The 25659-nt window shown below is 63.1% G+C and carries 31 protein-coding genes and 1 tRNA gene; 27 read left to right on the top strand and 5 right to left on the bottom strand.

Annotation, left to right across the window (positions count from 1 at the left end; genetic code table 11):
• Position 1: 1 nt before the first annotated feature.
• Genes rplX through secY form a run of 13 tightly spaced genes read left to right on the top strand, consistent with a single transcriptional unit; the run spans position 2 to position 7508 of the window.
• A complete protein-coding gene (rplX, locus tag ALTAJ2_RS00655; RefSeq protein WP_007108798.1) occupies positions 2-358 on the top strand; it encodes a 50S ribosomal protein L24 in 357 nt (118 codons plus the stop codon).
• The gene (locus tag ALTAJ2_RS00650) at positions 355-1053 is read left to right on the top strand and encodes a 30S ribosomal protein S4e (protein WP_007108799.1); all 699 of its coding nucleotides are present in this window, start codon (positions 355-357) and stop codon (positions 1051-1053) included. The genes rplX and ALTAJ2_RS00650 overlap by 4 nt, the downstream gene beginning before the upstream one ends.
• Positions 1046-1585 carry a 50S ribosomal protein L5 gene (locus ALTAJ2_RS00645; protein WP_007108800.1) on the top strand — a complete coding sequence of 180 codons (540 nt, stop codon included), beginning with the start codon at positions 1046-1048 and terminating at the stop codon, positions 1583-1585. The genes ALTAJ2_RS00650 and ALTAJ2_RS00645 overlap by 8 nt, the downstream gene beginning before the upstream one ends.
• The gene (locus tag ALTAJ2_RS00640) at positions 1578-1763 is read left to right on the top strand and encodes a 30S ribosomal protein S14 (protein ID WP_006185648.1); all 186 of its coding nucleotides are present in this window, start codon (positions 1578-1580) and stop codon (positions 1761-1763) included. The genes ALTAJ2_RS00645 and ALTAJ2_RS00640 overlap by 8 nt, the downstream gene beginning before the upstream one ends.
• Before the next feature lies 1 nt (position 1764).
• Positions 1765-2157, top strand: coding sequence for a 30S ribosomal protein S8 (locus ALTAJ2_RS00635; protein ID WP_006185647.1), 393 nt, complete (start codon positions 1765-1767; stop codon positions 2155-2157).
• Positions 2158-2159: 2 nt separating this feature from the next.
• The gene (locus ALTAJ2_RS00630; protein WP_006185646.1) at positions 2160-2693 is read left to right on the top strand and encodes a 50S ribosomal protein L6; all 534 of its coding nucleotides are present in this window, start codon (positions 2160-2162) and stop codon (positions 2691-2693) included.
• Between the two features lie 3 nt (positions 2694-2696).
• Positions 2697-3428 (top strand): 50S ribosomal protein L32e, encoded by a 732-nt coding sequence (locus ALTAJ2_RS00625; RefSeq protein WP_007108801.1) that lies wholly within the window; start codon positions 2697-2699, stop codon positions 3426-3428.
• Positions 3421-3870 carry a 50S ribosomal protein L19e gene (locus ALTAJ2_RS00620; protein WP_006185644.1) on the top strand — a complete coding sequence of 150 codons (450 nt, stop codon included), beginning with the start codon at positions 3421-3423 and terminating at the stop codon, positions 3868-3870. The genes ALTAJ2_RS00625 and ALTAJ2_RS00620 overlap by 8 nt, the downstream gene beginning before the upstream one ends.
• A complete protein-coding gene (locus ALTAJ2_RS00615; protein ID WP_006185643.1) occupies positions 3870-4418 on the top strand; it encodes a 50S ribosomal protein L18 in 549 nt (182 codons plus the stop codon). Before ALTAJ2_RS00620 ends, ALTAJ2_RS00615 begins: the two co-directional genes overlap by 1 nt.
• Positions 4415-5074: a 30S ribosomal protein S5 gene (locus ALTAJ2_RS00610; RefSeq protein ID WP_007108802.1), complete on the top strand. Its 660-nt coding sequence runs from the start codon at positions 4415-4417 to the stop codon at positions 5072-5074. The genes ALTAJ2_RS00615 and ALTAJ2_RS00610 overlap by 4 nt, the downstream gene beginning before the upstream one ends.
• On the top strand, positions 5071-5538 hold the full coding sequence (locus ALTAJ2_RS00605; RefSeq protein ID WP_007108803.1) for a 50S ribosomal protein L30: 468 nt from the start codon (positions 5071-5073) through the stop codon (positions 5536-5538). The genes ALTAJ2_RS00610 and ALTAJ2_RS00605 overlap by 4 nt, the downstream gene beginning before the upstream one ends.
• Positions 5539-5540: 2 nt before the next feature.
• Positions 5541-6029, top strand: coding sequence for an uL15m family ribosomal protein (locus tag ALTAJ2_RS00600; protein WP_007108804.1), 489 nt, complete (start codon positions 5541-5543; stop codon positions 6027-6029).
• Positions 6030-6032: 3 nt separating this feature from the next.
• Positions 6033-7508, top strand: a complete 1476-nt coding sequence (gene secY / locus ALTAJ2_RS00595) for a preprotein translocase subunit SecY (RefSeq protein WP_049900093.1) — start codon at positions 6033-6035, stop codon at positions 7506-7508.
• A gap of 614 nt (positions 7509-8122) precedes the next feature.
• Here the strand turns inward: secY and ALTAJ2_RS00590 are convergent.
• Positions 8123-8389, bottom strand: coding sequence for a cytochrome C oxidase subunit IV family protein (locus tag ALTAJ2_RS00590; protein ID WP_007108806.1), 267 nt, complete (start codon positions 8387-8389; stop codon positions 8123-8125).
• A 108-nt stretch (positions 8390-8497) separates the two neighbouring features.
• Between ALTAJ2_RS00590 and ALTAJ2_RS00585 the strand changes: the two genes are divergently transcribed.
• The 3 genes from ALTAJ2_RS00585 to ALTAJ2_RS00575 all read left to right on the top strand — a co-directional run bounded on the left by ALTAJ2_RS00585 (position 8498) and on the right by ALTAJ2_RS00575 (position 11995).
• Positions 8498-9901 carry a hypothetical protein gene (locus tag ALTAJ2_RS00585; protein ID WP_049900257.1) on the top strand — a complete coding sequence of 468 codons (1404 nt, stop codon included), beginning with the start codon at positions 8498-8500 and terminating at the stop codon, positions 9899-9901.
• Positions 9902-9967: 66 nt separating this feature from the next.
• Complete coding sequence (locus tag ALTAJ2_RS00580) at positions 9968-10255, top strand: DUF7410 domain-containing protein (protein ID WP_007108808.1); 288 nt, start codon at positions 9968-9970, stop codon at positions 10253-10255.
• A 102-nt stretch (positions 10256-10357) separates the two neighbouring features.
• On the top strand, positions 10358-11995 hold the full coding sequence (locus tag ALTAJ2_RS00575) for a S8 family serine peptidase (RefSeq protein WP_007108809.1): 1638 nt from the start codon (positions 10358-10360) through the stop codon (positions 11993-11995).
• Between the two features lie 393 nt (positions 11996-12388).
• Here ALTAJ2_RS00575 and ALTAJ2_RS00570 read toward each other — a convergent pair whose 3' ends face one another.
• From ALTAJ2_RS00570 to ALTAJ2_RS00560, 3 genes are all read right to left on the bottom strand, one after another.
• The gene (locus ALTAJ2_RS00570; RefSeq protein WP_007108810.1) at positions 12389-14872 is read right to left on the bottom strand and encodes a cbb3-type cytochrome c oxidase subunit I; all 2484 of its coding nucleotides are present in this window, start codon (positions 14870-14872) and stop codon (positions 12389-12391) included.
• Entirely contained in the window at positions 14872-15843 is a 972-nt protein-coding gene (coxB, locus tag ALTAJ2_RS00565) for a cytochrome c oxidase subunit II (protein ID WP_007108811.1), read from the bottom strand. The genes ALTAJ2_RS00570 and coxB overlap by 1 nt, the downstream gene beginning before the upstream one ends.
• 451 nt (positions 15844-16294) lie before the next feature.
• Entirely contained in the window at positions 16295-16744 is a 450-nt protein-coding gene (locus ALTAJ2_RS00560) for a hypothetical protein (protein WP_007108812.1), read from the bottom strand.
• A gap of 59 nt (positions 16745-16803) precedes the next feature.
• Here ALTAJ2_RS00560 and ALTAJ2_RS00555 point away from each other — a divergent pair, with 59 nt between their 5' ends.
• Positions 16804-17439, top strand: coding sequence for an adenylate kinase (locus ALTAJ2_RS00555; protein ID WP_007108813.1), 636 nt, complete (start codon positions 16804-16806; stop codon positions 17437-17439).
• Positions 17440-17444: 5 nt separating this feature from the next.
• On the opposite strand, the gene ALTAJ2_RS00550 is transcribed toward ALTAJ2_RS00555, so the two are convergent.
• A complete protein-coding gene (locus tag ALTAJ2_RS00550; protein WP_449289156.1) occupies positions 17445-19034 on the bottom strand; it encodes a DUF7289 family protein in 1590 nt (529 codons plus the stop codon).
• 244 nt (positions 19035-19278) lie between these two features.
• On the opposite strand from ALTAJ2_RS00550, the gene ALTAJ2_RS00545 reads away from it, so the two are divergent.
• The 10 genes from ALTAJ2_RS00545 (at position 19279) to ALTAJ2_RS00510 (ending at position 24969) form a co-directional block, all read left to right on the top strand.
• On the top strand, positions 19279-20229 hold the full coding sequence (locus tag ALTAJ2_RS00545; RefSeq protein ID WP_007108815.1) for a DUF106 domain-containing protein: 951 nt from the start codon (positions 19279-19281) through the stop codon (positions 20227-20229).
• A gap of 115 nt (positions 20230-20344) precedes the next feature.
• Positions 20345-20920: a (d)CMP kinase gene (cmk, locus tag ALTAJ2_RS00540; RefSeq protein ID WP_007108816.1), complete on the top strand. Its 576-nt coding sequence runs from the start codon at positions 20345-20347 to the stop codon at positions 20918-20920.
• On the top strand, positions 20920-21828 hold the full coding sequence (locus ALTAJ2_RS00535; protein WP_007108817.1) for an RNA-guided pseudouridylation complex pseudouridine synthase subunit Cbf5: 909 nt from the start codon (positions 20920-20922) through the stop codon (positions 21826-21828). The genes cmk and ALTAJ2_RS00535 overlap by 1 nt, the downstream gene beginning before the upstream one ends.
• 89 nt (positions 21829-21917) lie before the next feature.
• A tRNA-Pro gene (locus ALTAJ2_RS00530) sits at positions 21918-21988 on the top strand.
• A 109-nt stretch (positions 21989-22097) separates the two neighbouring features.
• Positions 22098-22337, top strand: coding sequence for a DUF7563 family protein (locus ALTAJ2_RS19995; protein WP_081603343.1), 240 nt, complete (start codon positions 22098-22100; stop codon positions 22335-22337).
• Positions 22330-22461: a hypothetical protein gene (locus ALTAJ2_RS20215; protein ID WP_275039499.1), complete on the top strand. Its 132-nt coding sequence runs from the start codon at positions 22330-22332 to the stop codon at positions 22459-22461. The genes ALTAJ2_RS19995 and ALTAJ2_RS20215 overlap by 8 nt, the downstream gene beginning before the upstream one ends.
• Entirely contained in the window at positions 22458-22640 is a 183-nt protein-coding gene (locus tag ALTAJ2_RS00525) for a hypothetical protein (protein ID WP_049900099.1), read from the top strand. Before ALTAJ2_RS20215 ends, ALTAJ2_RS00525 begins: the two co-directional genes overlap by 4 nt.
• Entirely contained in the window at positions 22637-23005 is a 369-nt protein-coding gene (locus ALTAJ2_RS00520) for a hypothetical protein (protein WP_007108818.1), read from the top strand. Before ALTAJ2_RS00525 ends, ALTAJ2_RS00520 begins: the two co-directional genes overlap by 4 nt.
• Positions 22995-23195, top strand: a complete 201-nt coding sequence (locus tag ALTAJ2_RS00515) for a sigma factor-like helix-turn-helix DNA-binding protein (protein ID WP_007108819.1) — start codon at positions 22995-22997, stop codon at positions 23193-23195. The genes ALTAJ2_RS00520 and ALTAJ2_RS00515 overlap by 11 nt, the downstream gene beginning before the upstream one ends.
• A gap of 112 nt (positions 23196-23307) precedes the next feature.
• Positions 23308-24969 carry a DUF7845 domain-containing protein gene (locus tag ALTAJ2_RS00510; protein ID WP_007108821.1) on the top strand — a complete coding sequence of 554 codons (1662 nt, stop codon included), beginning with the start codon at positions 23308-23310 and terminating at the stop codon, positions 24967-24969.
• Positions 24970-25659: the final 690 nt, after the last annotated feature.

Raw genomic sequence — 25659 nt, 5'->3', positions numbered from 1 at the left:
TATGACTGAACAACCACACAAACAGCGAACGCAGACGCGAACGGCGCCGCTGCACGAGCGACAGAAGCAGCTGCACGCGACGCTGTCCGACGAGCTCCGCGAGGAGTACGACACCCGTCGAACCCGCGTCAACGCGGGCGACACGGTCGAGGTCATGCGCGGCGACCACGCCGGCGAGGAAGGCGAGGTCATGCGCGCGATCCTCGAGGACGGGACCGTCCACGTCGAGGACGTGACCGTCGAGACGGCCGACGGCGAGGAAGTGCCGCGGCCGCTTGACCCCTCGAACGTCCGGATCACGGAGCTCGATCTCGAGGACGAGCGTCGCGAGGCGCGTCTCGAAGGTGATAGCGAATGACGAAACACCAGAAACGACTCTCGGTACCGAAGTCCTGGCCGGTCGAGCGAAAGACCGAGACCTTCACGGTCAAGGCCGACGCCGGTCCCCACGGCGAAGACGGCGTGCCGCTCGTCGTCCTCCTGCGGGACGTGCTCGGCTACGTGGACTCGCGGAAGGAAGCACGGTACGCCCTCTCGGAGGATTCGATCCTCATCAACGGGGTTCCGATCAACGACGAACAGCGCCCGATCGGCATGTTCGACATCGTTGCGTTCCCCGGGCGAGACGAGTACTACCGCGTCTTCCCCGACGAGGGCGGTCGGCTCGCGCTGACCGAGATCGACGAGGAATCGGCCCAGAGCCGCCTCGGCAAGATCGTGAACAAGCAGCAGGTGTCGGGTGGCGACACCCAGCTGACGCTGCACGACGGCACGAACGTCATCGTCGACGACGAGTACGATCCGAAGGACTCGATCGTCATCGACAACGACGACAAGTCCGTCGTCGCGCACTTCCCCTACGAGGAAGGCGCACTCGTGACGGCCGTCCGTGGCAACCACGGCGGCAAGGTCGGCGAGATCGACACGATCGATATCACGCCGGGCAGCGGTTCGAACAGCGTCGGCGTCTCGACTGACGACGGCGGCTTCGAAACCGTCGAAGAGTACGTCGTCGTCATCGACGAGAACTTCACGGGTGAGGACGATGAGTGAAGCCGACTCCGGTGAGTTCCACGAGATGCGCGAACCGCGCGTCGAGAAGGTCGTCGTCCACATGGGCGTCGGGCAGGGCGGTCGCGAACTCGGCAAAGCCGAGGACATCATCGAGGAGGTCACGGGGCAGGAAAGCGTCCGGACCCAGGCCAAGCGAACCGAACCCGACTTCGGGATTCGGCAGGGCGATCCCATCGGCGCGAAGGTGACCCTCCGCGACGACGACGCCTACGAGTTCCTCGAGAAGTCGCTGCCGCTGACGGAGCTGTCGGCGGCCCAGTTCGACGACACGGGCAACTTCAGCTTCGGCGTCGAGGAGCACACCGACTTCCCGAGCCAGGAGTACGATCCGAGCATCGGGATCTACGGACTGGACGTCACCGTTAACCTGGTACGTCCGGGTTACCGGATCGCCAAACGCGACAAGGCAACCCGGTCGATCCCGTCGAAGCACCGACTGACTCCCGAGGACGCCATCGGCTTCCTCGAGGCCAACTTCGACGTGAGCGTGGAGGACACGGACGATGAGTGAAAGCGAAACCGAAGAGAACGACCGCACGGGCGAGCACGCCGCGAAGCGAACGGGACAGATCGAGTCCTGTCAGCGCTGTGGCCGCGAGCAGGGACTTGTCGGGAAGTACGACATCAACCTCTGCCGGCAGTGCTTCCGCGAGATCGCCCGCGACATGGGATTCAGGAAGTACCGATAACATGACCGGAAACGATCCACTCAGCAACGCGCTCTCGGGACTCGACAACGCCGAGAGCGTGGGTCATCTTACCCACGAGGTAACGCCCGCCTCGAACGAGATCGGCAGCGTACTCGAGGTCTTCTACGACCGCGGGTACATCGACGGCTTCGAGTACGTCGACGACGGCAAAGCCGGTCAGTTTGAGGTCGAATTGAAAGGAGCGATCAACGAGTGCGGCCCCATCAAGCCCCGCTACGCCGTTGGTTCCGAGGACTTCGAGAAGTGGGAGAAGCGCTATCTCCCCGCTCGGGACTTCGGTGCCCTCGTCGTTACGACGAGCAGTGGCATCATGAGCCACTACGAGGCGCGCGAGAAGGGTATTGGGGGCCAGGTGATCGCATACGTCTACTAATCATGCGAGTCGAACTGGAAATCCCCGAGAACGTAACCGTCGAGGTCGATCGGTTCGACGTGACCGTCGAAGGTCCGGAAGGCGCCGTCACCCGACGCCTCTGGTATCCCGACGTGACCGTCGAGACTGACGACGACCAGGTGGTAATCGAAAGCGGTGCCGAGGACGCGAAGACGAATTCGACCGTCGGCACCTTCGAGAGCCACATCACCAACGCCATCCACGGCGTGACCGAGGGCTGGGAGTACGAGATGGAGGTCTTCTACTCTCACTTCCCGATGCAGGTCCGCGTGGAGGGCGACGAGGTCGTCATCGAGAACTTCCTCGGCGAAAAGGCACCGCGACGAACGACTATCCACGGTGACACCGAGGTCTCCGTCGACGACGAGCAACTCGTCCTGTCCGGCCCCAGCAAGGAGGACGTCGGACAGACGGCGGCGGACATCGAGCAGCTGACGAAGGTCAGCGGCAAGGACACCCGCGTCTTCCAGGACGGGGTCTACATCACCAACAAACCCGCCAAAGGAGGTGCCTGATAGATGGCAGACGACCAATCGAACGACGAACCCCAGGAGCTCGAGGACATCAGCGGCGTCGGTGCGAGCAAGGCAGACGCACTGCGTGACGCCGGCTTCGAGTCCATCCAGGACGTCAAGGAAGCCGATCAGGACGACCTCGCCGAAGCCGACGGCGTCGGGAACGCACTCGCCGCCCGTATCAAGGCCGACGTCGGTGACCTCGAAGTCACCGAAGAAACCGAAGCCGAGATCGAAGACGAGGGTGCCGAGGCAGAGGCGGAAGCGGAACCCGACGAAGACGTCGAGACCGAACTGCAGGCCCGCGGGCTGACCGAGAAGACGCCCGACCTCTCCGAGAACGAGGAGCGACTCCTCAACCGTCGGCGGAGCGAAGGGAAACCGCAGTTCAATCGACAGGACTACCACAAGAAAAAGCGGACGCCGGAGTCCTGGCGTCGACCCCGCGGGACGCTGTCCAAGCAGCGCCGCGGTGTCAAGGGCAAGGGCCCGAAAGTTCAGGCCGGCTACCGCACGCCGAAAGCAGTCCGCGGGAAACACCCCAGCGGCTTCGAGGAAGTCTACGTCGAGAACACGGACGACCTCGAGGGCGTCGACGGCTCCCGTGAGGCGGTTCGGATCGCATCCGCCGTCGGTGCGCGCAAGCGCGAGCGCATCGAAGAGATCGCCGAAGACCAGGGCATTCGTGTCCTGAACCCGACCTACGAGGAAGTCGAGGTGGAATCCGATGACTGATCTCACAGCACAGAAGCGACTCGCCGCTGACGTCTTGGACGTCGGCGAGAACCGCGTCTGGCTCGATCCCGATGCGCAGGGCGACATCGCCGAAGCGATCACGCGCGACGAGATCCGCGAACTCGTCGACGAGGGTCGCATTCAGGCCGACGACCCCTCGGGCAACTCCCGCGGCCGCGCTCGCGAACGGAACGCGAAGCGCGCCTACGGCCACCAGAACGGGCAGGGCAAGCGCCGCGGCAAGAAGGGCGCACGCCAGAACGAGAAAGACGAATGGCAGAACAAGATTCGTGCACAGCGACGGAAGCTGCGCGAACTCCGCGACAAGGGCGAACTCACGCCCACGCAGTACCGCGAGCTCTACAAGAAGGCTGGCGGCGGGGAGTTCCGTAGCGTCCGGTACCTGTTGAACTATATCGACGAAACCTACGGTGACCAATAATGGCGACAGGACCACGATACAAAGTACCGATGCGGCGTCGCCGTGAGGTCCGGACGGACTACCACCAGAGGTTGCGCCTGCTGAAATCGGGCAAGCCACGCCTGGTTGCTCGCAAGAGCAACAAGCATACTACGGCGCAGCTGATCACTCCCGGACCTCAGGGAGACGAGACGCTTGCGAGTGCACACTCGAGCGATCTGGCGGAGTACGGCTGGGACGCACCCACGGGTAACATTTCCGCGGCGTATCTGACCGGCCTTCTGGCCGGCAAACGAGCCGTCGAGGCGGGTCTCGAGGAAGCGGTCCTCGACATCGGTCTCAACACGGCGACGCCCGGCAACAAGGTGTTCGCGGTACAAGAGGGCGCGATCGACGCCGGCCTCGAGATTCCGCACAACGACAGCGTGCTCGCGGACTGGTCGCGTACGCGCGGCGAGCATATCGCCGAGTACGCCGAGCAGTTAGACGAGCCGCTGTACAGCGGCGATTTCGACGCGACTGATCTCCCCGAACACTTCGACGACGTACGAGAGGCGATTCTCGAATGAGTGGAAACAACTACAACGACGGCGGTTGGCAGCCAGTCACCCGTCTCGGCCGGAAGGTCCAGGAGGGCGACATCGAGACGATGGAAGACGCCCTCAACTCTGGCCTCCCGCTGAAGGAACCCGAACTCGTCGACCAGCTCCTCCCCGGACTGGAAGACGAAGTGCTGGACATCAACATGGTCCAGCGGATGACCGACTCCGGACGACGCGTGAAGTTCCGCTGTGTCGTTGCCGTCGGCAACCGCGACGGGTTCATCGGCTACGCCGAAGGCCGAGACGATCAGGTCGGCTCCGCCATCCAGAAGGCGATCGGTATCGCGAAGCTGAACATGATCCAGGTCCCGCGCGGATCGGGCTCCTGGGAGGACCGCTCGGACCGGCCACACTCGCTGACCCGACGGACGACCGGCAAAGCCGGCTCCGTCGAGGTCGAGGTCATCCCCGCCCCCGAAGGGCTGGGACTGGCCGCCAGCGACACCGTCCGTCACGTCCTCGAGCTGGCCGGCATCGAGAACGCCTGGACCAAGAGCCACGGCAACACTCGAACGACGGTCAACCTCGCGAAGGCGACCTACAACGCGCTCGAGAACGCCTCCCAGTCGCGTCACCCGCAGCGACGACCCAACCGAGAGGGAGCCGAGGTGGCTGACCAATGAAAGCGATCGTCCAGATCCGCGGCGAAGTGAACCGACAGGAAGACGTTCAGGATACCCTGTCGATGCTCAACATCCACAACGTCAACCACTGCACGCTCGTCCCCGAGACCGACGCCTACGAGGGGATGATCGCGAAGGTCAACGACTACGTCGCCGTCGGCGAGCCCGACGCGGACGTACTCGAGACCCTGCTCGCGAAGCGAGCGGAGCCCCTCGAAGGGGATCAGTCCGATGTCGACGAGGAGTGGCTGGCCGACAACACCGAGTACGACGACTTCGGTGCCCTGGCCGCAGCGCTCCTGGCGGAGGAGACGACACTCCGTGACGAGGGACTGTCACCGACGCTTCGACTCCACCCACCGCGGGGGGGTCACGATGGTATCAAAAAGCCGACCGTCGAGGGCGGCCAACTCGGAAAGCATACAACAGGGGAGATTAACGACCTCCTAGAATCGATGCGATAACCATGACGAGTAAAAAACGACGCCAGCGCGGATCGCGAACCCACAGCGGCGGTTCCCACAAGAACCGACGCGGTGCGGGCCACCGTGGTGGCCGCGGCCGTGCCGGGCGCAGCAAACACGAGTTCCACAACTACGAACCGAAGGGCAAACACGGCTTCAAGCGACCCCACGACATCCGCGAGGATGTCGCGGAGATCGACGTCCAGAAGCTAGACGAGGACGCGATCCTCTACGTCGCGGACGACCTCGCCGAGGAGACCGACGATGGCTACCGACTCGACGCACGCGACATCGTCGAGGACGGCCACGAGGTCGACACGGTGAAAGTCCTCGGGTCCGGACAGGTCCGGAACACGCTCGAGATAACGGCGGACGCGTTCTCCGATGCGGCCGAGGAGAAACTCGAGGCTGCCGGCGGCGAGGCAGTCATCTCGGAGCGAGCACAGGAGGACGACGACGCCGAAGCCGACGCTGAACAGGACAAGGAATAACATATGGGATGGAAGGAAGCCGCTGAACCGGTCCTCACGCGGATGCCAGCAGTGCGCCGTCCGGAGGGGCACGTCCCCTTCAAGCGCAAGCTGATGTGGACGGCCGGTATCCTGATGTTGTACTTCTTCCTGACGAGCATCACGCTGCTCGGTTACCAGGCCGGCGGCTCGGGCGACCTCTTCGGTGAGTTCCGTGCGATCCTCGCTGGAGCACACGGGTCAGTCCTGCAGGTCGGTATCGGTCCGATCGTCACCGCGAGCATCGTCTTACAACTGCTCGGCGGGGCGAACCTGCTCGGGCTCGACACGGACGATCCACGGGACCAGGTCCTCTATCAGGGGCTCCAGAAGCTGCTGGTCATCCTGATGGTCATCCTGACCGGGCTCCCGATGGTGTTCTCCGGCCCGCCGGGAGGGGGCTTCCTGCCAGCCAAGACATCGATGCAACTCGGTGGGATGGCGCTCACCGCGACACAGATCCAGATCCTGATGTTCGCCCAGATCCTCGTTGGCGGGATCCTCATCCTCTATATGGACGAGGTCGTCAGCAAGTGGGGCGTCGGCAGCGGGATCGGGCTGTTCATCATCGCCGGCGTGAGCCAGCGTCTGGTCACCGGTTTCATCCAGCCCAACTCGCAAGGGTTCTTCTACAGCTGGTACGAGATCCTGACCGGGCAGGTCGAGATCGGCTCGATCGCGTCGGGCGAGGGGCTCTACGCCCTGCTGGTCACCCAAGGTGACCTCATCGGGCTGTTCACGACGCTGTTGATCTTCGGGATCGTCGTCTACGCGGAGTCGGTCCGCGTCGAGATTCCGCTCAGTCACGCTCGAGTGAAGGGTGCACGTGGACGCTTCCCCGTGAAGCTCATCTACGCGAGCGTCCTGCCCATGATCCTCGTTCGTGCAGTGCAGGCGAACGTCCAGTTCATGGGACAGATCCTGAACAGCCAGTGGGGGAACATGCCCGCCTGGCTCGGAACCTACTCACAGCAGGGCCAGCCCGTCAGTGGGTTCTTCTACTACGTGGCCCCGATCTACTCCCGACAGGACTGGATGTGGTGGACGGCGTCGGTCTCCCAGGAGTGGTGGCAGGTGATGATCCGGATCGGCATCGACGTCACCTTCATGATCGTCGGTGGCGCGGTCTTTGCCATCTTCTGGGTCGAAACCACTGACATGGGGCCCGAATCGACGGCAAAGCAGATCCAGAACTCCGGGATGCAGATCCCCGGCTTCCGACAGAACGTCGGCGTCATCGAGAAGGTCATGGAGCGGTACATCCCGCAGGTGACCGTCATCGGCGGTGCGCTGGTCGGCCTGCTGGCCGTCTGTGCGAACATGCTCGGTACCATCGGCGGTATCAGCGGAACCGGACTGCTGCTGGCCGTCTCCATCACGTACAAACTGTACGAGGAGATCGCCGAGGAGCAGATGATGGAAATGCATCCGATGATGCGCCAGATGTTCGGCAGCGAATAACGGCCCGCGCTCGTTTTCCTTCCGTTCGTCGACACGATCGCGTGATCGGCGGAGCTACTGTCGTCGGTACTCACGACGAGACGTGAGTCGTCCGACCGCGAAACGCTTGAACCGAGTCAGCGGAGTTCCGACTATCGCTGTGGCCAGGGACTCCTCGATCCGACATCGAGGATGACAGGCCGCACTCCGGGGAGAGAAACGAGGGACGCGGTCGACTGGAACGACATCCGGCCCACTGTAGGAAAACGCACTGACCACGACCCAGTGTGGTGTCGGTATCTCGATCCTGCCCTAGTACAACTGCGACGGAGCAGTCACGCGAGACGGTGGTGAGGAACCGAAGAGCAGTGTCTCGAGTTCTCGGCCGTAGCCGGCGGACTCGCCTGGTTTCGGTGCCGATATGGACGGCACGTCGCTCTCTCAGCCGACCGTCGTGGTCAGCCCATAAGAGACGGTTTCTTCGTGAGAGTCGTCTCCGGCCGTCTGGAGTAGGCTGAGCGAGGCGAGAATCTCGAAAGGCAGCAGACGACAAGGGTGCTGGCGCTGTGCGGTACCGGAAAACGGCGAGAAACGCGTAGATATGCCCCGCGGAACGGGCGAGAGGTCGAGACGGGTTACTGGATGGAGTAGCCCGCGGCGAGGGTCAACAGGAGCACCATGAACAACGCGGTGAGCATCAGGTAGGTGACCGACCGCGGTTCGTCCTTCAGGTGCTGGAAGTAACCGGCGATCAGCGATACCTTGATCGCTGCCAGGACCATCGTCCCTGCTATTGCTACCTGCTCCGTGAAGATCTCAGGAAAATGGAAGAAAGCGAACTTTCCCGTCGCCAGCAGTAACAGTGCCACGTAGACCAGGCTGTACGTCCGAATGCTCGCCATTAGTGGGGAATGTGGGTGACGGATACTTATACCTTCCTCATACGATCCTTCTGCGGGGACCGGTGTGGAAGCGATACGTAGATGGGCCGCGAGTACGAATCGTCGGCAATGAGTGAACGGGCGGCTCTCGCTCGCCGAACCGGTATCGTCCTCGGGTTCGTCCTCGTCTCTCTCACCGCGGGTGCCGGCATCGTCACCGCGAGCAACGTCGCCGCCGGCCTCAGCGGCGGAAGCACTGATGTGAGCGTCCCGACGTGGCTCTACCTCGCGACCGGCGGCGGTACCGTCGGCGCCTCGGCCCTGCTGACGATGCTCGTCACCGACCGCGACGTGATCGGGGCCTATCACGACCACGCGCTCGAGCAGTCCCTCGACCGGCTGCTGACCGCGGGGTCGCTCCTGTTGGGCGTGTTCGGACTCCTCGGACTCGCGCTCGTCTTCGTGGCCGGCATCGGCGGGCCGAACATCGGACTGGTCAGCGCGACCGTCCTGGTGACGTTCGTCGGCGGGCGCGCGTTGCTGACGATCGTCGCCTACACCGTCGGCAACCCGTGGCCGGCACTCAATCCCTGGCGGCGGATCGCCGAGGCGCTCCCGAACGGTTACGAATCGTACCCGTCCTCGTACGGCTCCTGGCCCGCCGTCGTTGCACTGTTGACTTTCGTCTGGCTCGAGGTCGTTGCGCCTCTGACGACCACGGCGCAGGCGCTGGTAGCCATCCTCGTGATGTACTCGCTGTTTACCATCTCGGGTGCGGTCGTCTTTTCGCCGGAGACGTGGTTTCGACGCGGCGATCCCCTCTCGCTGTGGTTTCGACTCTACGGGTCCGTCGCACCGATTCAGCGAACGGCCGACGGGTTCGAACTCCGATATCCCGGGTCGCGGTTGAGTGAGCCGGATCTCGTCACCGGCACGTCGCTCGTGGCGTTCGTGCTCGCGTTGGTCTGGGAACTGACCTACAGCGGCTTTATCGTGACGCCGGCCGGCGTCTGGACTATCGAAGCGCTGGTCGGGATCGGACTCCCGCCGGTACTCGTCTATCTCCTCTTGCTCGTTGGTGGCTTCGCCCTGTTCTGGAAGGTCTACTGGGTCGCCATCGACCGGACCCGCGAGCGAGCCGAGACGTACCTCTCGCGGCGCTATCTCGGCTACAGACTCGCCGCGCCGCTGCTCGCCATCGCCGCCGGCTATCACCTCGCACACTACGTCGGGTTCGGACTCTCGCTGTGGCCGTCGCTGCTCGATGCTTTGGCGACGCCGTTGAACCCGCCGCCGAACCCGACTCGGTACGCGCTGCCGGGCTGGTTCGGCTACGTCGAGATCGCCGGCATCCTGTTGGGGCACGTCCTCGCGGTGTGGGTCGCCCACACCGTTTCCTTCGAACTGTTCCCCGGCAAACTCCAGGCGATCAGGAGCCAGTATCCGCTCATCGTCGTCATGGTCTTCTTTACGATGGTGAGCCTCTATCTCGTTTCGCAGGGAACGATGAGCCCGCCCTACGTCCCGGGCTGACGGAGCGCTCGTCGTCGGTAGCCGAACCGGCAAACACTTGCTCGCGACACCACAAGCACCGACCGAATGGCGACCGACCGAGCACTCGAGCGCGAGTACGACGTGCCCGCGGACGAGACGCCCGCTGGAACCTGTCCGTACTGCGGCCGGCCGTTCCGTGCCGAACGATACGTGACGTTCCACATCGGCGTCGATCACGCCGAGGAGTGTTCCGACGCCGAACGCGAGGCGTTCGACGAGGAACGCGACGACGAGGAGTACGACCTGTTCACGTTTCACTTCAAGGCAGCCATCTCCGTGTTTCTCGTCTACTTCCTGTTTACGTTCATTTACGCGCTGGTCTGGGCGGGCTAAGGCCGGTCTGACAGCTCGAGAGCGGATACGCTCGCCTGTCACAGTCTACGAACACGGGTAGTTCAGAAATCCTTTATTTCATCGCGCCACAGTACGTGTATCATGCCGTCAGTCCGCTCGGGAACGGCTCCCGTACTCGCCCTCGTCGTCGCCTGGCTCCTGCTGGCGTCCGTCGTCGGCCCGGTTGCACTCGGTTCGGACAGCGCTACTGATGCGCCGGACTCCGATAACGACCCGATCGTCGTCGACGATGACCTCCCTACGGACGGACCGACGGTCGAGGCCGTGGTCCGACTCGAGGAGCCCGACATCCCTGCCGAAATCGGCGCGGACGAGACCGAACGACGGCTCGAGACCCATGCCGAGTCGACACAGGAACCGCTCCTCGAGTACGCACGGGAGAAAGACGGGCTCCACGTCGAAGAGACGTTCTGGCTCACCAATGCCGTGTTGCTCGAGATCGATACCGACGCCGTCGACTACGAAGCCTTCGACCGGTTCGGTGCAGTCGAAGCCGTCCACGAGAACGTCGAGGTGTCGGTTCCCGAGCGACCGGACCGCGTGAATGCGACGGCGTCGGGAGCCGCCGCGTCAGCGGTCGGCAAGCGACGAACCACGGCCGGCCTCGCGCAGATCAACGCGACCGGTGCCTGGGACGCCTACGATACCCGCGGCGAGGGCGTCCGCGTCGCGGTCCTCGATACCGGCGTCGATACCGGCCACCCCGACATCGACCTCGCGACGGACGACCCGTCGGACCCGACCTATCCCGGCGGTTGGGCGGAGTTCGACGCGACAGGCGGGCGCGTCGTGGGGTCGACGCCACACGATACGGGAACGCACGGCACGCACGTCAGCGGAACGGTAGCCGGTGGAGCGACGACCGGAACCGCGATCGGCGTCGCCCCCGAGGCGGAGTTGCTTCACGGGCTCGTGTTGACCGACACGAACGGCTCGTTCGCGCAGGTCGTCGCTGGGATGGAGTGGGCCATACGACAGGACGCCGACGTAATCAGTCTGAGCCTCGGCGCGACCGGGACACACGCGCCGTTTATCGATCCGGTCCGGAACGCGCGGGAAAGCGGCGCGGTCGTCGTGGGTGCGACCGGGAACGACGGGCCGGAGACGTCCGGCTCCCCCGGGAACGTCTACGAGACGATTAGCGTGGGCGCAGTCGATCGGAACGGCGATGTCCCCTCGTTCTCCAGCGGACAGCGGATCGATCGGACCGAGTGGACGGCAGCGCCGCTGGACTGGACGGCCCCACCGTCGTACATCGTTCCCGATGTCGTCGCCCCCGGTGTCGCGGTCACGAGCGCCGCCCCGGGCGGTGGGTACCGATCGATGCCGGGAACGTCGATGGCGGCCCCACACGTCTCCGGAACGGTTGCGTTACTCCTGTCGATCGACCCCGACGCTACGCCCGACGAGATCACGACGGCGATAACCGGAACGGCTCGCATGCCCGCGGCCGGCACAGTCACTGGTGACACGACGACGGCCGATACCACCGAACCGCTCGAGACCCGCTACGGGCACGGCATTGTCGACGCCGAAGCCGCCGTCGACGCGCTCGTTGCCGTCCGCCGGCCGTCCGATCCAGTAGCAGGCAACGCGAGCGATCCGGGTCCGAGTGGGGACTCACGTCCCTCCTCGAGTCCCGTTTTCGTCGCCGGCGTTCTCGTCGCGGTCAGTTTGACCCTCGCCGTCCTGGCACGGTCCCGAATCGGGAGGCGGTAACGGCCGGCTCGACTCGACGGCGCGACGGCACCGGGTGTCGTTGGGGACCGCTCTCAGGCCACCCTTCTGCCAGCCGCGGGCGACCGACGACGGCGACGTGGACGGTCACCAGCGTCCGGCTGCGGCTGACGGTGATCGAACCCGTGGCGGACACACCGAGAGTCGACTCGGTACTGACAACTCGACCGTCGAACTCGAGTGGCTATCCGCGTACTACGCGGCGACGAGAGCGGTATCGGTCCGGCACGTCTCGCATACGCGTCGGACTCCTCGTCGTACTGACGGCGCTCAATATCGTCTCACTCGAGAGCACTGCGACCGTTGTGATCCGCTGCTCTCACTCACGGAGCAGAACACAAACCGAAGAAAACGCACCCGTGTAGCGACGGGTCGCTACATCAGGTAGAACAGTGGGAACAGGAAGACCCACACGATGTCGACGAAGTGCCAGTAGAGACCGAAGTACTCCACGGGCATGTGATCCTCGAGATAGGCGTCGATCGAGATGACGCGGTAGATCATGAACAGGGCGATCAGGAGCCCGAGGATGACGTGCAGCGCGTGCAGGCCGGTCGTCACGAAGTACAGCGAGTACTCGATACCGCTGAACCAGTAGTGACCGTCCGCGAACTTGCTGCTGTACTCGAAGGCCTTGACGCCCATGAACACGAGTCCAAGCAGGACCGTCGCGCTCAGCGCGCCGAGCAGTCCTTTCTTGTTCTCGCGCTCGGCCATCACGTGCGCGAGGATGACGGTAAAACTCGAGGTCAACAGCACGTACGTGTTAAACAGGCCGGCCTCGGTGATCGAGGCGAGATGCCAGTCGTGCCAGCCCATGTGGATGCGCATGAACACGTATGCACCGATCGCGGCACCGAAGACGACGACGTCAGAGGCCAGGAAGACCCAGACGCCCAGCTTCTCGTTGCTGATGCCGCCGAACGGCCAGCGCTCGGCGACGGCCATCTCGGGGGCAGTGAACTGCTCGCGACCGAACTGGAACAGCGTGACTCCGAGCATCGCCAGTCCCAGCACCATGAGGACCGGATAGATGATGTTCTGTGCGGGTGCCGAATCGAGGGTGACGAAGTTACCGACCCCGCTGTGGATGTGCGACTCGACGAACGAGAAGAAATACGGCGTGATGCCGCTGAGCCCGAGGAAGAACGTAAACGTCGCGATACCGATGCCGAGCGGCCAGATGCTGGCGTGATCGGCGTGTTCTTCTTCGTGGGTCGCGGCTGCCGTGCCGGTCGCTTCCTGTGCGACGCCACCGTCGGTCGCGGTCGCGGTGTCGTCGACGAACTCGAGTTTCCCGCTGGCGTAGCTCGGTCGGTCGGGCCAGTTCTCGAGCGGTGGCGGCGAGGGAATCGCCCACTCGGCAGTCCGGGAGTACGTCCACGGGTTGTCGGGGGCCTTGGGGCCCGAGACCAGACTCTTCCCGAGCGTGAAGAACATGATCAGGAAGGAGGCACCGAAGACGAACGCGCCCACGGTTGCCAGCTGGTGATAGATCTGCGCACCGCTACCGTAGTGGAAGACACGCCGCGGCGTCTCCCAGGCCATGAACATCGGGAAGTACAGCAGGTTGAAGCCGATGAAGTAGACCGCGAAGTTGAGCTTTCCGAGCCGTTCGGAGTACATCTTCCCGGTGAGTTTCGGCCACCAGTAGTAGATGCCGCCCATCAGTGCCGTGACTCCCGAAACCATCACGTAGTGGAAGTGCGCGACGACCCAGTAGGTGCCACGGAACTCGTAGTCGAGGACGACGGCACCCAGGAAGACGCCGGTGATGCCTCCCAGGATGAACAACACGAGCGCACCCAGCGAGAACAGGAACGGCGTGGTAAATCGAACGCGCCCTTTGACCATCGTATAGATCAGCGCGAAGACCATCAGGTCGAAGGGTAGCGAAATCCCGATCGTCGTCGCCATGAACAGCGTCTTGATCGGGAGGTTGATCGTCGACAGGAACATGTGGTGCATCCAGACGAGGAACGACTGGACTGCGACGAGAACCATCGCGATGATGACCCACTTGCGACCGACCAGCCGTCGGCCGGTGAACGTCTGGAACGTCTCGAACATGATCCCCAAGGCGGGGAAGAAGACGATGTACACCTCCGGATGGCCGAAGAACCAGAAGATGTGCGCCCACAGCAGGCTCGAGCCCTGATCGGTCGCGAAGTACTGCGTGAGGAACAGCCGATCGACCGAGAGTAACAGCACGGCTGCCAGCAGCGCCGCGAACGCGAACAGCATCATCCAGGCGGTCAGCAGCCACGACCACGAGAACATCGGCATGTTCCACAGACCGAGTCCCTCAGCACGGGATCGGTGCATCGTGGTCAGGAAGTTCACCGTCCCCATCGTGATGGAGATACAGAACAGGACCAAGGCGAGAACCATCGAGTTCCCGCCGGTCATTGCCTGCATCGCCGGGGTATACGTCGGCACGTTCAGCGGGGCGTACATCGTCCAGCCGCCGGAGAACGAGCCGCCCTGGAAGAACGAAATCGCCATCAGAATGCCCGAGAACAGGTAGAACCAGTAACTCAGGGCGTTTAGACGGGGGAACGCGAGATCCTTTGCCCCGATCTGGAGCGGGACAAAATAGTTCGCGAACCCGCTGGCGATCGGCGACAGGAACCAGAAGACCATGATGAGTCCGTGGCCGGAGACCGACTGGTAGAACTGGTCGTTGGTGAGCAGTCCCGTCCCGCCGGATTGCCAGAGGTGGGTCCGGAACAGCAGTGCGAGGGTCCCTCCGAAAAGCAGGAAGAACATCGACGTCGCCATATAGAGGATGCCGACGTCCTTGTGGTTGGTCGTGACCAGCCAGCGCTTGATCGACCGCTTCGGCGGCAGATCACTCATCAGGCGCTACCTCCGTCGTTCGTTTCGCTTTCGTTAGCAGTACTTTCCGTCGTGTTCATCTCGAGTGTGTAGGTTTCGTCGACCTCGCCGGTCATGTCGAACTGGTCTTCGACCGGTTCGAACTGGCCGTCGGTCGGCTCGATCGTCACGTTGTATTCGCCCGCCTGCTCGATGTCGGACACCTCGATGGTGCCGTTGTCGAACTCGCTGGCCGTGTAACTCCCTTCGAAGTCGGATTCCTGACTCTCGAGCGTGAGTTCGTAGCCCTCGGTCACGCGGGAGCCGTTTTGATCTTCGATCGTGAACGCCATCGTCAACTGCTCGTCCATCCACTGATCGAACTCGTCGGCGTCCATGATCTGTAGCGTTCCCTTCATCGAGGTGTGGTACTCGCCACAGAGTTCGAAGCACTTGATTTCCTGTTGTTGGCCGGCTTCGGATTCGTCGGCCTGGAACCACGTCTCGTCGTATTCGCCCGGAATCGCGTCGGCTTTTACCCGTTGATCGGGTATGCCGAACGCGTGCCAGACGTCACCTGATGTCGCATTGACCCAGACCCGCTCGCCGGCGGGGACACGAAGGGTGCTCGTCGATTCGATGCCGGTCTCGTACTCGTAGTACCAGGCGAAGCTATCGCCAGTCACTTCGACGTTGAGCGCGTCCTCCTGTGCGCTATTGCCTCCGTCGCCGGGATCTTCGACGTACAGGAGCATCCCGTACGTCCAGATCACCAGCGAGATGACGATAACGGCGCTGATTCCGAACGAGAGGAACAGTTTCTTCCCGCCCTTTCCGCCTGTCGGTAACTCCCCGACGGATGGCAGATCCTCACCCTCGTCGGCCTCGCCGGTGTCGCGGTATTTGTACGCGTTATACAACGTATACGCGACCACGACGATTCCGACGAGCGTACCGAGTCCGAGGAAGACCAGGAAGATCTGCTCGAACACGTCGACACGTGTCCCCTGCATCGGGGTCGTCAGTAGGTTGATGATTGTATTCACCTCTTTTGAACTCCGGTTATATGTCGGAGATTGATTGCTGGGGGCACTTATCTATTTGGAAACCGCCCGGCTGACGCCGTCTATCGGTCGCCGGGACGGCGGGCCGTTGCCGTGCCGCTCGAGTCGACCGATCTTCGCCTCGTTGATTCATCATTGTCCTATTGGGGCCGGTACTCTTTTTTCTGTCGCTGTCTAGTTCATGATTATCACCACCCATTATATTTGCTGATGGCTGTCCAGTATCCCGCATGTCTCCGTTCCGGGACCGCTCGAGGCGGTTGCGTTCCACCGGGATTCGATCGCGCTCGCTTACGGGCCGCCCAGCCGATCAATCGGACGCCGTCCGCTCGACAAAAACTGGTCCCCGACCGGCCACTCACTCACGCGGTCGCTCAGGGGTGTTTCGAACGGATGCCAGTCAGATGTCGACGACCCAGACGCGAAACGCCGCCGGCAGGTCGTATACCTCGAGAAACACCTGGTCGACGAACTGGCCGATCCGGTTTGCGTCCGCCTTCGCACTGATCCGTACGTTCACGCCCTCGGCTTCCTCGGGTCGGATCAGGTCGTCGATTTTGAACGCGGGGAACGATTCGAGGAGGCGTTTCAGCGCATCTAACTCCTCGTCGGTACAGTCGAGATTGATCGTCCCGTCGCCGAACTGGACCCACGGAACGCCCGGGTCGGGCGGGTCGTCCGATTCGTCGGCGTCGGACCCGGGTTCGGAGGCCGTCTCGCCGGTCGCCTCGAGTGTTTTCGCGTCCACTTCGACCGTCAGGAACGCGCTCTCGCGCTCGCGGTGGGCAGTGATCGCGTCGACGTACAGTTTCCGTCGCTCGGCGGACTCGGCGGCAGCGAAGCGCGTCATAATCGGATGATCGTGCCCGATTCTTTAAGCCTTTATGTGCCGCCCCTGAACCGTGTCCCATGGCTCAGCCACGAATCCTGATTCTCGGTGCCCCCGGGGCAGGAAAGGGGACGCAGAGTGCAAAGATCACCGAGGAGTTCGATGTCGATCATATCACGACCGGCGACGCTCTGCGGAACAACAAGGAGATGGATATCTCCGACATGGATACCGAGTACGATACCCCCGGCGAGTACATGGATCGGGGCGAACTCGTTCCCGACGAAGTCGTCAACGCCATCGTCGACGAGGCACTCAGTCAGGCGGACGGCTTCGTTCTCGACGGCTATCCCCGGAACCTAGAACAGGCCGAAGAACTCGAGGACATGACCGATCTCGACGTCGTCCTCTATCTCGACGTCGGCGAGGAAGAACTCGTCCACCGGCTGACGGGTCGGCGGCTGGACCCCGAAACGGGCGACATCTACCACGTCGAGTACAACCCGCCCGAGGACCCGGACGTCGAGGAACGACTCGTCCAGCGGGACGACGACACCGAAGACACGGTCAGAGAGCGACTCTCGGTCTTCCACGAGAACACCGAACCCGTAGTCGAGCATTACGAGGAGCAGGGCGACCTCGAGCGTATCGACGGCGAACAGGCTCCGGACGACGTGTGGGAAGCCGTGAAGGAAACGATCGAAGACGCGGCGTAACCGACTCAGTTGTTTTCGACGTCGATTTCGTGCACTGCGATCGAGAGATACGTCAGTCGGGGCGGTAAGACGCCGTGTCGAACGTCCGGTTCGAACCCGGTCAGCGACGTGTCGTGTTCGATCTCGAAATTGTTGTCGACGTACATCGGACCTGCCATGATGGTGCCGAATATCTGGGCCGCTCCGCCACCGCCGGCGATACAGACGTCCGGTTCAGTCCCGTTCACATCGTGGCTACAGTGATCGATCCCCTCCGACTCGGCGTACCCTTCGTCACGTGGCGCATACAGAATGCCTTCGAATTTCGAGTTCCCCGTCCCGACGTGGACGAGCATCGACGAGGTCCCGTAGATCTGCAGGGATTTGGCGTCGCCGGAGTTGTAGTCACAGCTTCCGACACACACTTCCTGGTTATCCATGGCCATATCCCCCGTCGTGAACACCTGGAACGAGGTATTGTCCTCAGCCCCGGTCGGATCGACCGTGAGATCGTTGTCGGTGAATTTCATATCACCGTCGACGATGAGCGTCACGTTCCCGTCGTCCAAATTCGCGGTCACGTCGTTCTGCAGATCGAACCCGTCCGGATCGTAGTACGTCTTGCCGCCCTCGAGGGTCGTCTTGTTCTCGCCGAGGTCGATCGGTTCTCCTTCTCCACGTTCGGCGTCGTCGATTTTCGACTGGATCACGCTATCGAACGACGGGATCGACTGCTGGTGCTCCTCTATTTCGGTGCCGGTGATATCACCCGAGCCGTGGATTTCGCCGTCGGTCGTAACGTTCCCGTCGATCTCGGCGTTGTGATGGCCGAGCTCGATCCCGCCGCCACCGGCGTACACCGCCTGGCTGAAGTCGCCTTCGACCTCCGTCCGACCCAGTTCCACGATCATCGTGTTATCGTTCCCGCACCGTTCCGTGATCGCTTGCCCTTCCGCGTTTGCGGTCTGACCGTCGAAGTACGCCTCCCAGCCGACGCAGTATTCGCTCGTAATTTCGACCGTCACGGTACTCTGTTCGACATAGGTCACGTTCGTATATGCAGTTGTGTCCGCATGGGACATTCGCACATCACCCGAACCGAGTTGCGTATCGTCGTTCACCTCGGTGATCGGGAACGAGAACGTGTTGTCCTTGTTGTCATAGTACACCGGCGGCGCGGAGACGACTCGGGTTTCGTTGCCGGTTTCGCGGAAGACGCCTCCCGCTTGATAGGAGATCCGGGTTCCGTCGTCTCCCTCGTACTCGACGGCACCGATCGGAATCGAAATGGTCTCGTTGAGATCCGGACCGGAAATATTGATCGTCCCGGTATCCGTCTTGACGAGTGCACCACGTTTGCCGGCATCGAACTCCATCGTCCGCGAGATATCGGTATTCGACGAGACCGTGGCCATCTGCTGGCTCATCTCGACGAACGATTGCTCGACTCGCTCGTTTTCCGAACGCTGTTCCGCGCCGTTCATCGTGTCCCCCGCGATGAGAAGGATACCGACGCTAACGGTTGCGACCAGTCCGATCAGCAACACGAGGCCGATCACCGCAGTTACTCCCCTTTTCGACGGACTAACTGCGCCGCCACCACGTCGTGAACCCATCTCTATCGACCAGGGGTTCGGGGGTCCGAATAATAAACCGTTCGACCGATCAAACAGTTCATACCGGACGGACAGTCCGGAATACTACGAGACTGCTCGCTATCGCGTCTGACTGCTCACCGCGATGTGTCGGAGTATCTGCCCTGTCCCCGCCGGTCGAACGAATACGTCACCAAGTGTTCCGAAACCGCTGGGAGCCCCGAAGAAAAACACTTGTATACCGGACGACGCCTAGGACAAGCAGATGACGCGTACAGCCGAGAAGATCGACGCCCTCGTGCGCGAGGACTCCTCGATGGCGACCGCCCTCGAGGCGATCCGCGAGGAAGCCGACAGGAACGGCGGCGAGGTCCAATGGGCCGATGTCAGCGACGAGCTGACCAGCGGCCAGTGGGGGCGATTGATCGAAAAAGGAGTGTTAGTCGACGGCGATCAGGGGTTCGAAATCGCCGATCGCGAAGCCTTCGATCGGGCCCTCGACGGTGACGGCGGGAGCAGCGCCGGAGCCGATGTCGACATCGACGAGGACGAATCGAGCTGGTCTCAGTGGGACAAGCTCGCGGGCGTTGGCGCGCTCCTGTTGATGCCCGGCTACTGGTTCGATTCGATCCAGAACGTCGTCGGGAGTACGGTCAACGCCGTCCTCGGCCCGCTCGATGCGGCACTCCCGTTCTACGCCGTGATCCTCTCGGTCGCGCTGATCACCGGCCTCTACTCGTCGCTGCTCCAAGCGAACCTGATGAACACGGAGGTTATGGGCAAGTATCAAGAACGGATGCAGGCCGTCCAGGAGGAGCAAAAGGAACTCCGCCAAGAAAAGAAAGACGCCGAAGAGCGGGGCGCGAGCGAGGCGGAAATCGAACGCCTCGAGAACGAGATCGAGCGCGCTCGCGAAGAGCAGATGGAGGCCATGGCGGACAACCTCGGCATGTTCAAAGAGCAGTTCCGCCCGATGGTCTGGATCATGCTGTTGACGATCCCGCTGTTCCTCTGGATGTACTGGTCGATCCGAACGGGCAGCATCGGCGACGCAGAGCAGACCGTCGTGATGCCCCTCATCGGTGAAATCGAGTGGCAAGAGGGCGCACTCGGTCCGATGCAGGCCTGGATCGTCTGGTACTTCCTGTGCTCGATGGGGTTCTCCCAGCTGTTGCGCAAGTCGCTGAACATCGATATGTCCCCCTCGAGCACCTGAGGGTCGCTCGTCGCCGTTCCGTGCTCGCCTCGCGGCCCGGTCGTCCGCCCTAAGAGTGTGTCGCCCCCGCTCCCCGATTCAAAACCCATTTTACCGGCCCACTCACAGAGGGAGTATGTTACTCACCGTCTCCGGCCCGCCGGGAAGCGGGAAGAGCACGACTGCGGAGTTACTCGCCGACGCCTTCGATCTCGACCACGTCAGCGGCGGTGACATCTTTCGGGAACTGGCCGACGAACGCGGCTATACCCCACTCGAGTTCAACAAACTCGCCGAGGAGAACGACGAGATCGATCGCGACCTCGATCGACGGCTGCGCGAGATCGCCGTCGCGGAGGACGATCTGGTTCTCGAGTCCAGACTCGCGGGCTGGCTGGCCGGCGAGCAGGCGGACTTCCGCTTCTGGCTCGATGCACCGGCACGGGTGCGCGGCGAGCGCATTGCCGAGCGCGAGGACAAGGACCCCGCGCGTGCGACTGAAGAGACAAAAGCTCGCGAGGCAAGCGAGGCCCAGCGGTACGACGAGTACTACGGCATCGACATTCGTGACCTGACGATCTACGATCTCTCGGTGAACACGGCCCGCTGGGAACCCGACGCCGTCCTCGACATGCTCGTCACGGCCGTCGAGCGCTACGACGCCGCCGGCGACGAAGGAAAGGCACCCGTCGATCTCGAGACCGACTTCTGATGACGCTCCGTGGCCCACCGGCGGCTCGCTCGCCCGCCGAGTTGCTTACCTTCGGCGTCGTCAACCTCGACAAGCCCCCCGGCCCTTCCTCCCATCAGGTCAGCGGCTGGCTTCGGGACGCCGTCGTCGAGACGCTGGCCGAGCGCGGCGTCGAGTCGACGATCGACCGTGCCGCCCACGCCGGGACGCTCGACCCGAAAGTGACCGGCTGTCTCCCGGTTATGCTCGGCGACGCGACCCGGCTCGCGCAGGTCTTCCTCGAGGGCGGGAAGGAGTACGTCGCCGTCCTCGAGTGTCACGCGCCGGTCCCGGCCGACGCCGAATCGGTCGTCGCCGAGTTCGAGGGTCCGATCTACCAGAAGCCCCCGCGCAAGAGCGCGGTCTCGCGCCGCCTGCGCGTCCGCGAACTCTACGACCTCGAGGTCCTCGAGGTCGAGGACCGCCGGCTCCTCCTGCGAATCCGCTGTGAGAGCGGCACCTACGTCCGCAAACTGTGCCACGACCTCGGATTAGCGCTTGGCACCGGGGCGCACATGGGACACCTGCGCCGGACGGCGACGGACCCGTTCGACGACCGCACGCTCCACAGCGCCCACGACTTCCTCGACGCGCTCGGCTTCTGGGTCGAGGACGACGACCCCGAGCCGCTGTACGACGTCGTCGACCCCGCCGAGCGGATTCTCGAGGGGATTCCGAGCGTCGTCATCGCCGAGAACGCGGCTCGCGAGGTGGCCAACGGCGCGCCCGTCTACGCACCGGGCGTGCTCGAGGCCGACGACGGGATCGACCACGGATCGTTGGTCGCCTGTTACACGCCCGACGGTGCAGCGGTGTGTCTCGGCGAGCGAGTCGGTGCCGTGGACGCTGACAGCGGTGTCGTGGTGGCTCTCGAGCGCGTACTCGTCTGAGCGCCTTCGATCGTTGGGGTACGAAACTCGGTGGCGTACCGGATTCGAAACGACACCCTTAAACGGCAGACGGCCATGGGTTCACGTGTGGGACCGTGGGGTAGTGGTATCCTCTGCGGATGGGGTCCGTAGGACCCGAGTTCAATTCTCGGCGGTCCCACTTCTAATTCCCTAAGTGTTCAACTCTTAGCGTCTCGTACCCTCGAGACGGTCGAAAATCCAATTCTCGGTTTCGATATATTACCACGTAGTCGACAGACCGAACGGAGGTGGTCGGCGTGACGGTCGCACCGTGGCCGTCAGTCGACAACTCGACGTGCGATCACTGCGGAGCCCACGTGACGGACCGATTCCGTCGCGTTTTCGGTGACGACGACGACCGAGCCCATCGGTGTGGTGACTGCGATACGTACGCGCGACTGAGCCGCGGTTCTGCAGCTGGGGTCGACGTGTCGATTCCGGACCCGGAGACATCACCCGGTCGTCACGGAGGTGAGGCCGATGCGTAGCGGTTTCGTCCCGGCGAGTCGGCTGTACGATGTCGAGAGTCGGACGCCCATCGCCCATCCGGCCCATCAAGTGACCGACGCGGACGTTCGCCGCGCACTTGAATCAGGCGAGGTGGACCGATGAAACCCGATCAAAGCGGTGTTATCGCGGTCAACTACGGGTGTCACGACTGCGAATTTGGTGGCGAAGCCCGTAACGGCGTGGGGTTAGCAGCACAGCACGCCGAAAAGTACGGCCACTCGACGTGGGCGGAACAGATCACCTCGATGGAGTGGAACGTTCGTTCGGGAGGTGACCGATGAGCCGAGCCGGTCTCGGGCGGTTCGGCATCGTACCGCCGACGGTCGTCCGTGAACCCACGCGAGACGCGGAGAATATCCCGGTCTGTCCGGAGTGCGGTCATCCTGTGGTAAAGTCGAAAGGGTCCCAGCGGATCGAGAAACCGGACCTCGTACACGTCGCGCTCACGGCCGCTTTCGATGAACTCATCACGTTCGGCTGGCGGTGTGAGCGCCACCCTTACGAGATCGTGCTCCCGATGCGAGTCGGCGGTGAGGACGCAAGTGCGTTCGTCGACGGGTGGACCGGCGTTGAGATTCGCTTCTCCGACGAACACGTCCGGCACGTCGCGACCCCCGAACGGGAGGTGAGCGAGCATGTCGAGTGAACAGGCGACGCTCGTCGACTTTCGGCCCGATCTCTCCCAGCTCACCGAGGCCGAGCGTGAAGCCTACCTCGAGTGCCGAGTGAAGGGCGTCGGCGTTCGCCAGTTCGCTCGTGAGACCGATCGCCGTCCCGGTACGATCGGGAACCTGCTCGCTCGCGCCGAGGCCAAGCTCGAGGAGGGGTCGCAGTGAGCCGACTCGTCGAGGATAGCAAGTGTGAACGGTGCGGCGACGCCGTCGATGGGCTCCGACGACTCTGTCCGGACTGTACGCGCGCCGTTCGCGACGCGCGGGAGGGGCCGCTGTGAGCGTCGACGTGACCGATGACCCGGTGCAGTTCGATGACGTAACCGGGTCCGAGTCCGACACCTTCCCGAAGCCCCGCGCTCACGGCGCGGCGGTGATGAACCACCTCGCGGACGTCAACGACGCCGCTGCTCAGGGGAGCGATCGCGGCACCCTGTACGATCGCTCGCTGGCCTACTGGTGCGAGCGTGTCGGCGATCGCGACCTCGAGCCGCACGTCGCGGTTGAGGACTTCGAAGCGGACTGGTTGCCGGTGGGCGACTACGCCCTGGTACTCACGTCGTCGCGATGGAAGGCCGGCACCGGCCGCGGTAACGATTACCGGGCGTACTACGAGCAACACCTGAAACTCCGCGAGTGGGGGCCAGAGGACGACGACGGTGAGCGTGAGCTTCGAAAGCCCGCGCTGGCGTTGCACGTCGAGATCATGCCCCAGTTCCGCGACATGGTCTACAAGAGCGGTGACCCGCTCGAGTGCCCGTACGGAGAGGGAACGCGGTTGCTCGCGTGGACGACGTGGGCCGAGGACCCCTTCGAGATCGAGCGCCGGATGTATGATGCACTCCGGGCGGTCTACGGTGCCGATGCGATCGGCCTGGAGGACCGCGTCGACGACGCTCGTCGGGTTCCGAAAGCCGAAGCACACATCCGGTTCGCGATCGGGAAGAAGAACGCCGCGATCGAGACCCTCGAGCAATCGAAACAGCTCATCGACTGGGGCGGCGAGTCCGAGATCGACGCTCACCAGCGCCGCCAGCAAGAAGGCTGGCTCGAGGCGCTCGTCGAAAGCGACCGGTGGCACCTACTCGGGTTCGATCCCCAGCGGTACAGCACCGAGGTAAAGATCTATCAGGCGAATCAGTGGCACAAGAAGCCGAAAACCGATCCGTTCCACCATCCCAAACTCGAGGCATCGTACTCGGGGGTCGATCGGGGTGAACTCCCCCACGTCTCCGACTGGGACGACATCCTCGAGCACCTGCGAACGGTCGTCGCGACGCACGCACGATGGGCCGGGATCGAGCGCTCGGACCTGGTGGCCGACGACTTCTTCGATGGGCCCGAGTCCGCGCCGTGGGACTTCGAGCGGCCGACAGGCCGTCGTGACATGCTCCGGAAGCGGTACGAGGACCTCGCGACGGACATCTACCGGGAGGCGCTGAAAGAGTCGACCACGGCCGTCTACGATATTCTCCGGGTGATCGCCGAACACGACGGGGCGAATTACGACACGCTCGTCGAGCGGACCGGGCTCGCGAGATCGACGGTCCGGTACCACGTTCGCCGGCTCGCCCAGGAGGGCGTCGTCTCTCGCGAAGGCAACCCGGTGATGGTGTTTTTCGTCTCCCGCGTCGTCCTCGAGCGGGCCCGCGAGATCCTCCGCGAAGTGCGTCCGGAGGACACGCCGGAAGACTTGGACGAGCGGGCCGACGATCGCCGTGAGCGCCGTGAAGAACAGCAGGAGGACGAAGACGGGCAGACGGACATGGACGACGAGGAAAGCGGCGAGAGTACGACCGACGGAAGCGAGATCGGCTTCGAGTACCTCGAGCGACTGAGCGCGTCGATCCACGACCTTGCCTCGCTCCGCGATCGGGAGCGGATCGACGACCGCGACGTGAGAGTCCGTGTCGACGAGCTGCCGCCACCGCTGCAGTAGGCCGTCGTTGGTCCGGTTCGCCTCGCCGAGTAGCTGCAGCACACGCGTTCTGTCCTTTGTTTCTCGCTTTTCTGCTAGTGTGAATTATAGTCCCGTTCAGTACACTCCCTTTTCGAGCAGTGTATTACTTTCACCAAGGTGTTAACGGCGAGAGTCGGTGAGATTTGGGCCAGTTTCGCCGACTCGAGGGAGCGATAGAACCGCTGATACAGCGGTGAGAGCGCGAAAATTTGCACGTTTCAGCGGTTGGCGTGGGTAACGGGGTTGCCGGGTACCCCTACGGTAGATGCCCCTAAGGGGGTAGGGCAATTGCGCGGCGCGCAGAGCGCGCGCCGCGCTGAGGGTAAGACGAACCGGCCGATACCGGACGATACAGAGGCGTTGCAGCAGTGGTAGATGTGGGCGGGACCATGCTAAGCCGAACTAGCGAAAGTGCTTAGGCGGGTTGGAAAGCCGAGTCGATCGAGATTATCGCCTACTTGTTCTCGCGGTAATCGCCGCCGTGTCACCGAAGTAATAGAAGGCCGCCCGAGCGTTCCTCTGTCTCAGCGGACCGTGTGGCTAAGGCCACTTCATTAAAATACACCGCACCCTTCTGCACTGTCCTCAAGGGACCAGCGCAAAAATCACACGTCTCTATCATACTTCTGTACGGACATCTCCATTTCAATCAGATGTGTATAGCTACCA

Source organism: Natrinema altunense, from assembly GCF_000731985.1.
GTDB lineage: Archaea > Halobacteriota > Halobacteria > Halobacteriales > Natrialbaceae > Natrinema > Natrinema altunense.
This window is presented reverse-complemented; position numbering and strand designations above follow the sequence as displayed.

Coding starts and splice junctions, on each gene's coding strand:
- rplX (WP_007108798.1), top strand. CDS start 2: ATGACTGAACAACCACACAAACAGCGAACGCAGACGCGAACGGCGCCG.
- ALTAJ2_RS00650 (WP_007108799.1), top strand. CDS start 355: ATGACGAAACACCAGAAACGACTCTCGGTACCGAAGTCCTGGCCGGTC.
- ALTAJ2_RS00645 (WP_007108800.1), top strand. CDS start 1,046: ATGAGTGAAGCCGACTCCGGTGAGTTCCACGAGATGCGCGAACCGCGC.
- ALTAJ2_RS00640 (WP_006185648.1), top strand. CDS start 1,578: ATGAGTGAAAGCGAAACCGAAGAGAACGACCGCACGGGCGAGCACGCC.
- ALTAJ2_RS00635 (WP_006185647.1), top strand. CDS start 1,765: ATGACCGGAAACGATCCACTCAGCAACGCGCTCTCGGGACTCGACAAC.
- ALTAJ2_RS00630 (WP_006185646.1), top strand. CDS start 2,160: ATGCGAGTCGAACTGGAAATCCCCGAGAACGTAACCGTCGAGGTCGAT.
- ALTAJ2_RS00625 (WP_007108801.1), top strand. CDS start 2,697: ATGGCAGACGACCAATCGAACGACGAACCCCAGGAGCTCGAGGACATC.
- ALTAJ2_RS00620 (WP_006185644.1), top strand. CDS start 3,421: ATGACTGATCTCACAGCACAGAAGCGACTCGCCGCTGACGTCTTGGAC.
- ALTAJ2_RS00615 (WP_006185643.1), top strand. CDS start 3,870: ATGGCGACAGGACCACGATACAAAGTACCGATGCGGCGTCGCCGTGAG.
- ALTAJ2_RS00610 (WP_007108802.1), top strand. CDS start 4,415: ATGAGTGGAAACAACTACAACGACGGCGGTTGGCAGCCAGTCACCCGT.
- ALTAJ2_RS00605 (WP_007108803.1), top strand. CDS start 5,071: ATGAAAGCGATCGTCCAGATCCGCGGCGAAGTGAACCGACAGGAAGAC.
- ALTAJ2_RS00600 (WP_007108804.1), top strand. CDS start 5,541: ATGACGAGTAAAAAACGACGCCAGCGCGGATCGCGAACCCACAGCGGC.
- secY (WP_049900093.1), top strand. CDS start 6,033: ATGGGATGGAAGGAAGCCGCTGAACCGGTCCTCACGCGGATGCCAGCA.
- ALTAJ2_RS00590 (WP_007108806.1), bottom strand. CDS start 8,389: ATGGCGAGCATTCGGACGTACAGCCTGGTCTACGTGGCACTGTTACTG.
- ALTAJ2_RS00585 (WP_049900257.1), top strand. CDS start 8,498: ATGAGTGAACGGGCGGCTCTCGCTCGCCGAACCGGTATCGTCCTCGGG.
- ALTAJ2_RS00580 (WP_007108808.1), top strand. CDS start 9,968: ATGGCGACCGACCGAGCACTCGAGCGCGAGTACGACGTGCCCGCGGAC.
- ALTAJ2_RS00575 (WP_007108809.1), top strand. CDS start 10,358: ATGCCGTCAGTCCGCTCGGGAACGGCTCCCGTACTCGCCCTCGTCGTC.
- ALTAJ2_RS00570 (WP_007108810.1), bottom strand. CDS start 14,872: ATGAGTGATCTGCCGCCGAAGCGGTCGATCAAGCGCTGGCTGGTCACG.
- coxB (WP_007108811.1), bottom strand. CDS start 15,843: ATGCAGGGGACACGTGTCGACGTGTTCGAGCAGATCTTCCTGGTCTTC.
- ALTAJ2_RS00560 (WP_007108812.1), bottom strand. CDS start 16,744: ATGACGCGCTTCGCTGCCGCCGAGTCCGCCGAGCGACGGAAACTGTAC.
- ALTAJ2_RS00555 (WP_007108813.1), top strand. CDS start 16,804: ATGGCTCAGCCACGAATCCTGATTCTCGGTGCCCCCGGGGCAGGAAAG.
- ALTAJ2_RS00550 (WP_449289156.1), bottom strand. CDS start 19,034: ATGGGTTCACGACGTGGTGGCGGCGCAGTTAGTCCGTCGAAAAGGGGA.
- ALTAJ2_RS00545 (WP_007108815.1), top strand. CDS start 19,279: ATGACGCGTACAGCCGAGAAGATCGACGCCCTCGTGCGCGAGGACTCC.
- cmk (WP_007108816.1), top strand. CDS start 20,345: ATGTTACTCACCGTCTCCGGCCCGCCGGGAAGCGGGAAGAGCACGACT.
- ALTAJ2_RS00535 (WP_007108817.1), top strand. CDS start 20,920: ATGACGCTCCGTGGCCCACCGGCGGCTCGCTCGCCCGCCGAGTTGCTT.
- ALTAJ2_RS20215 (WP_275039499.1), top strand. CDS start 22,330: ATGCGTAGCGGTTTCGTCCCGGCGAGTCGGCTGTACGATGTCGAGAGT.
- ALTAJ2_RS00525 (WP_049900099.1), top strand. CDS start 22,458: ATGAAACCCGATCAAAGCGGTGTTATCGCGGTCAACTACGGGTGTCAC.
- ALTAJ2_RS00520 (WP_007108818.1), top strand. CDS start 22,637: ATGAGCCGAGCCGGTCTCGGGCGGTTCGGCATCGTACCGCCGACGGTC.
- ALTAJ2_RS00515 (WP_007108819.1), top strand. CDS start 22,995: ATGTCGAGTGAACAGGCGACGCTCGTCGACTTTCGGCCCGATCTCTCC.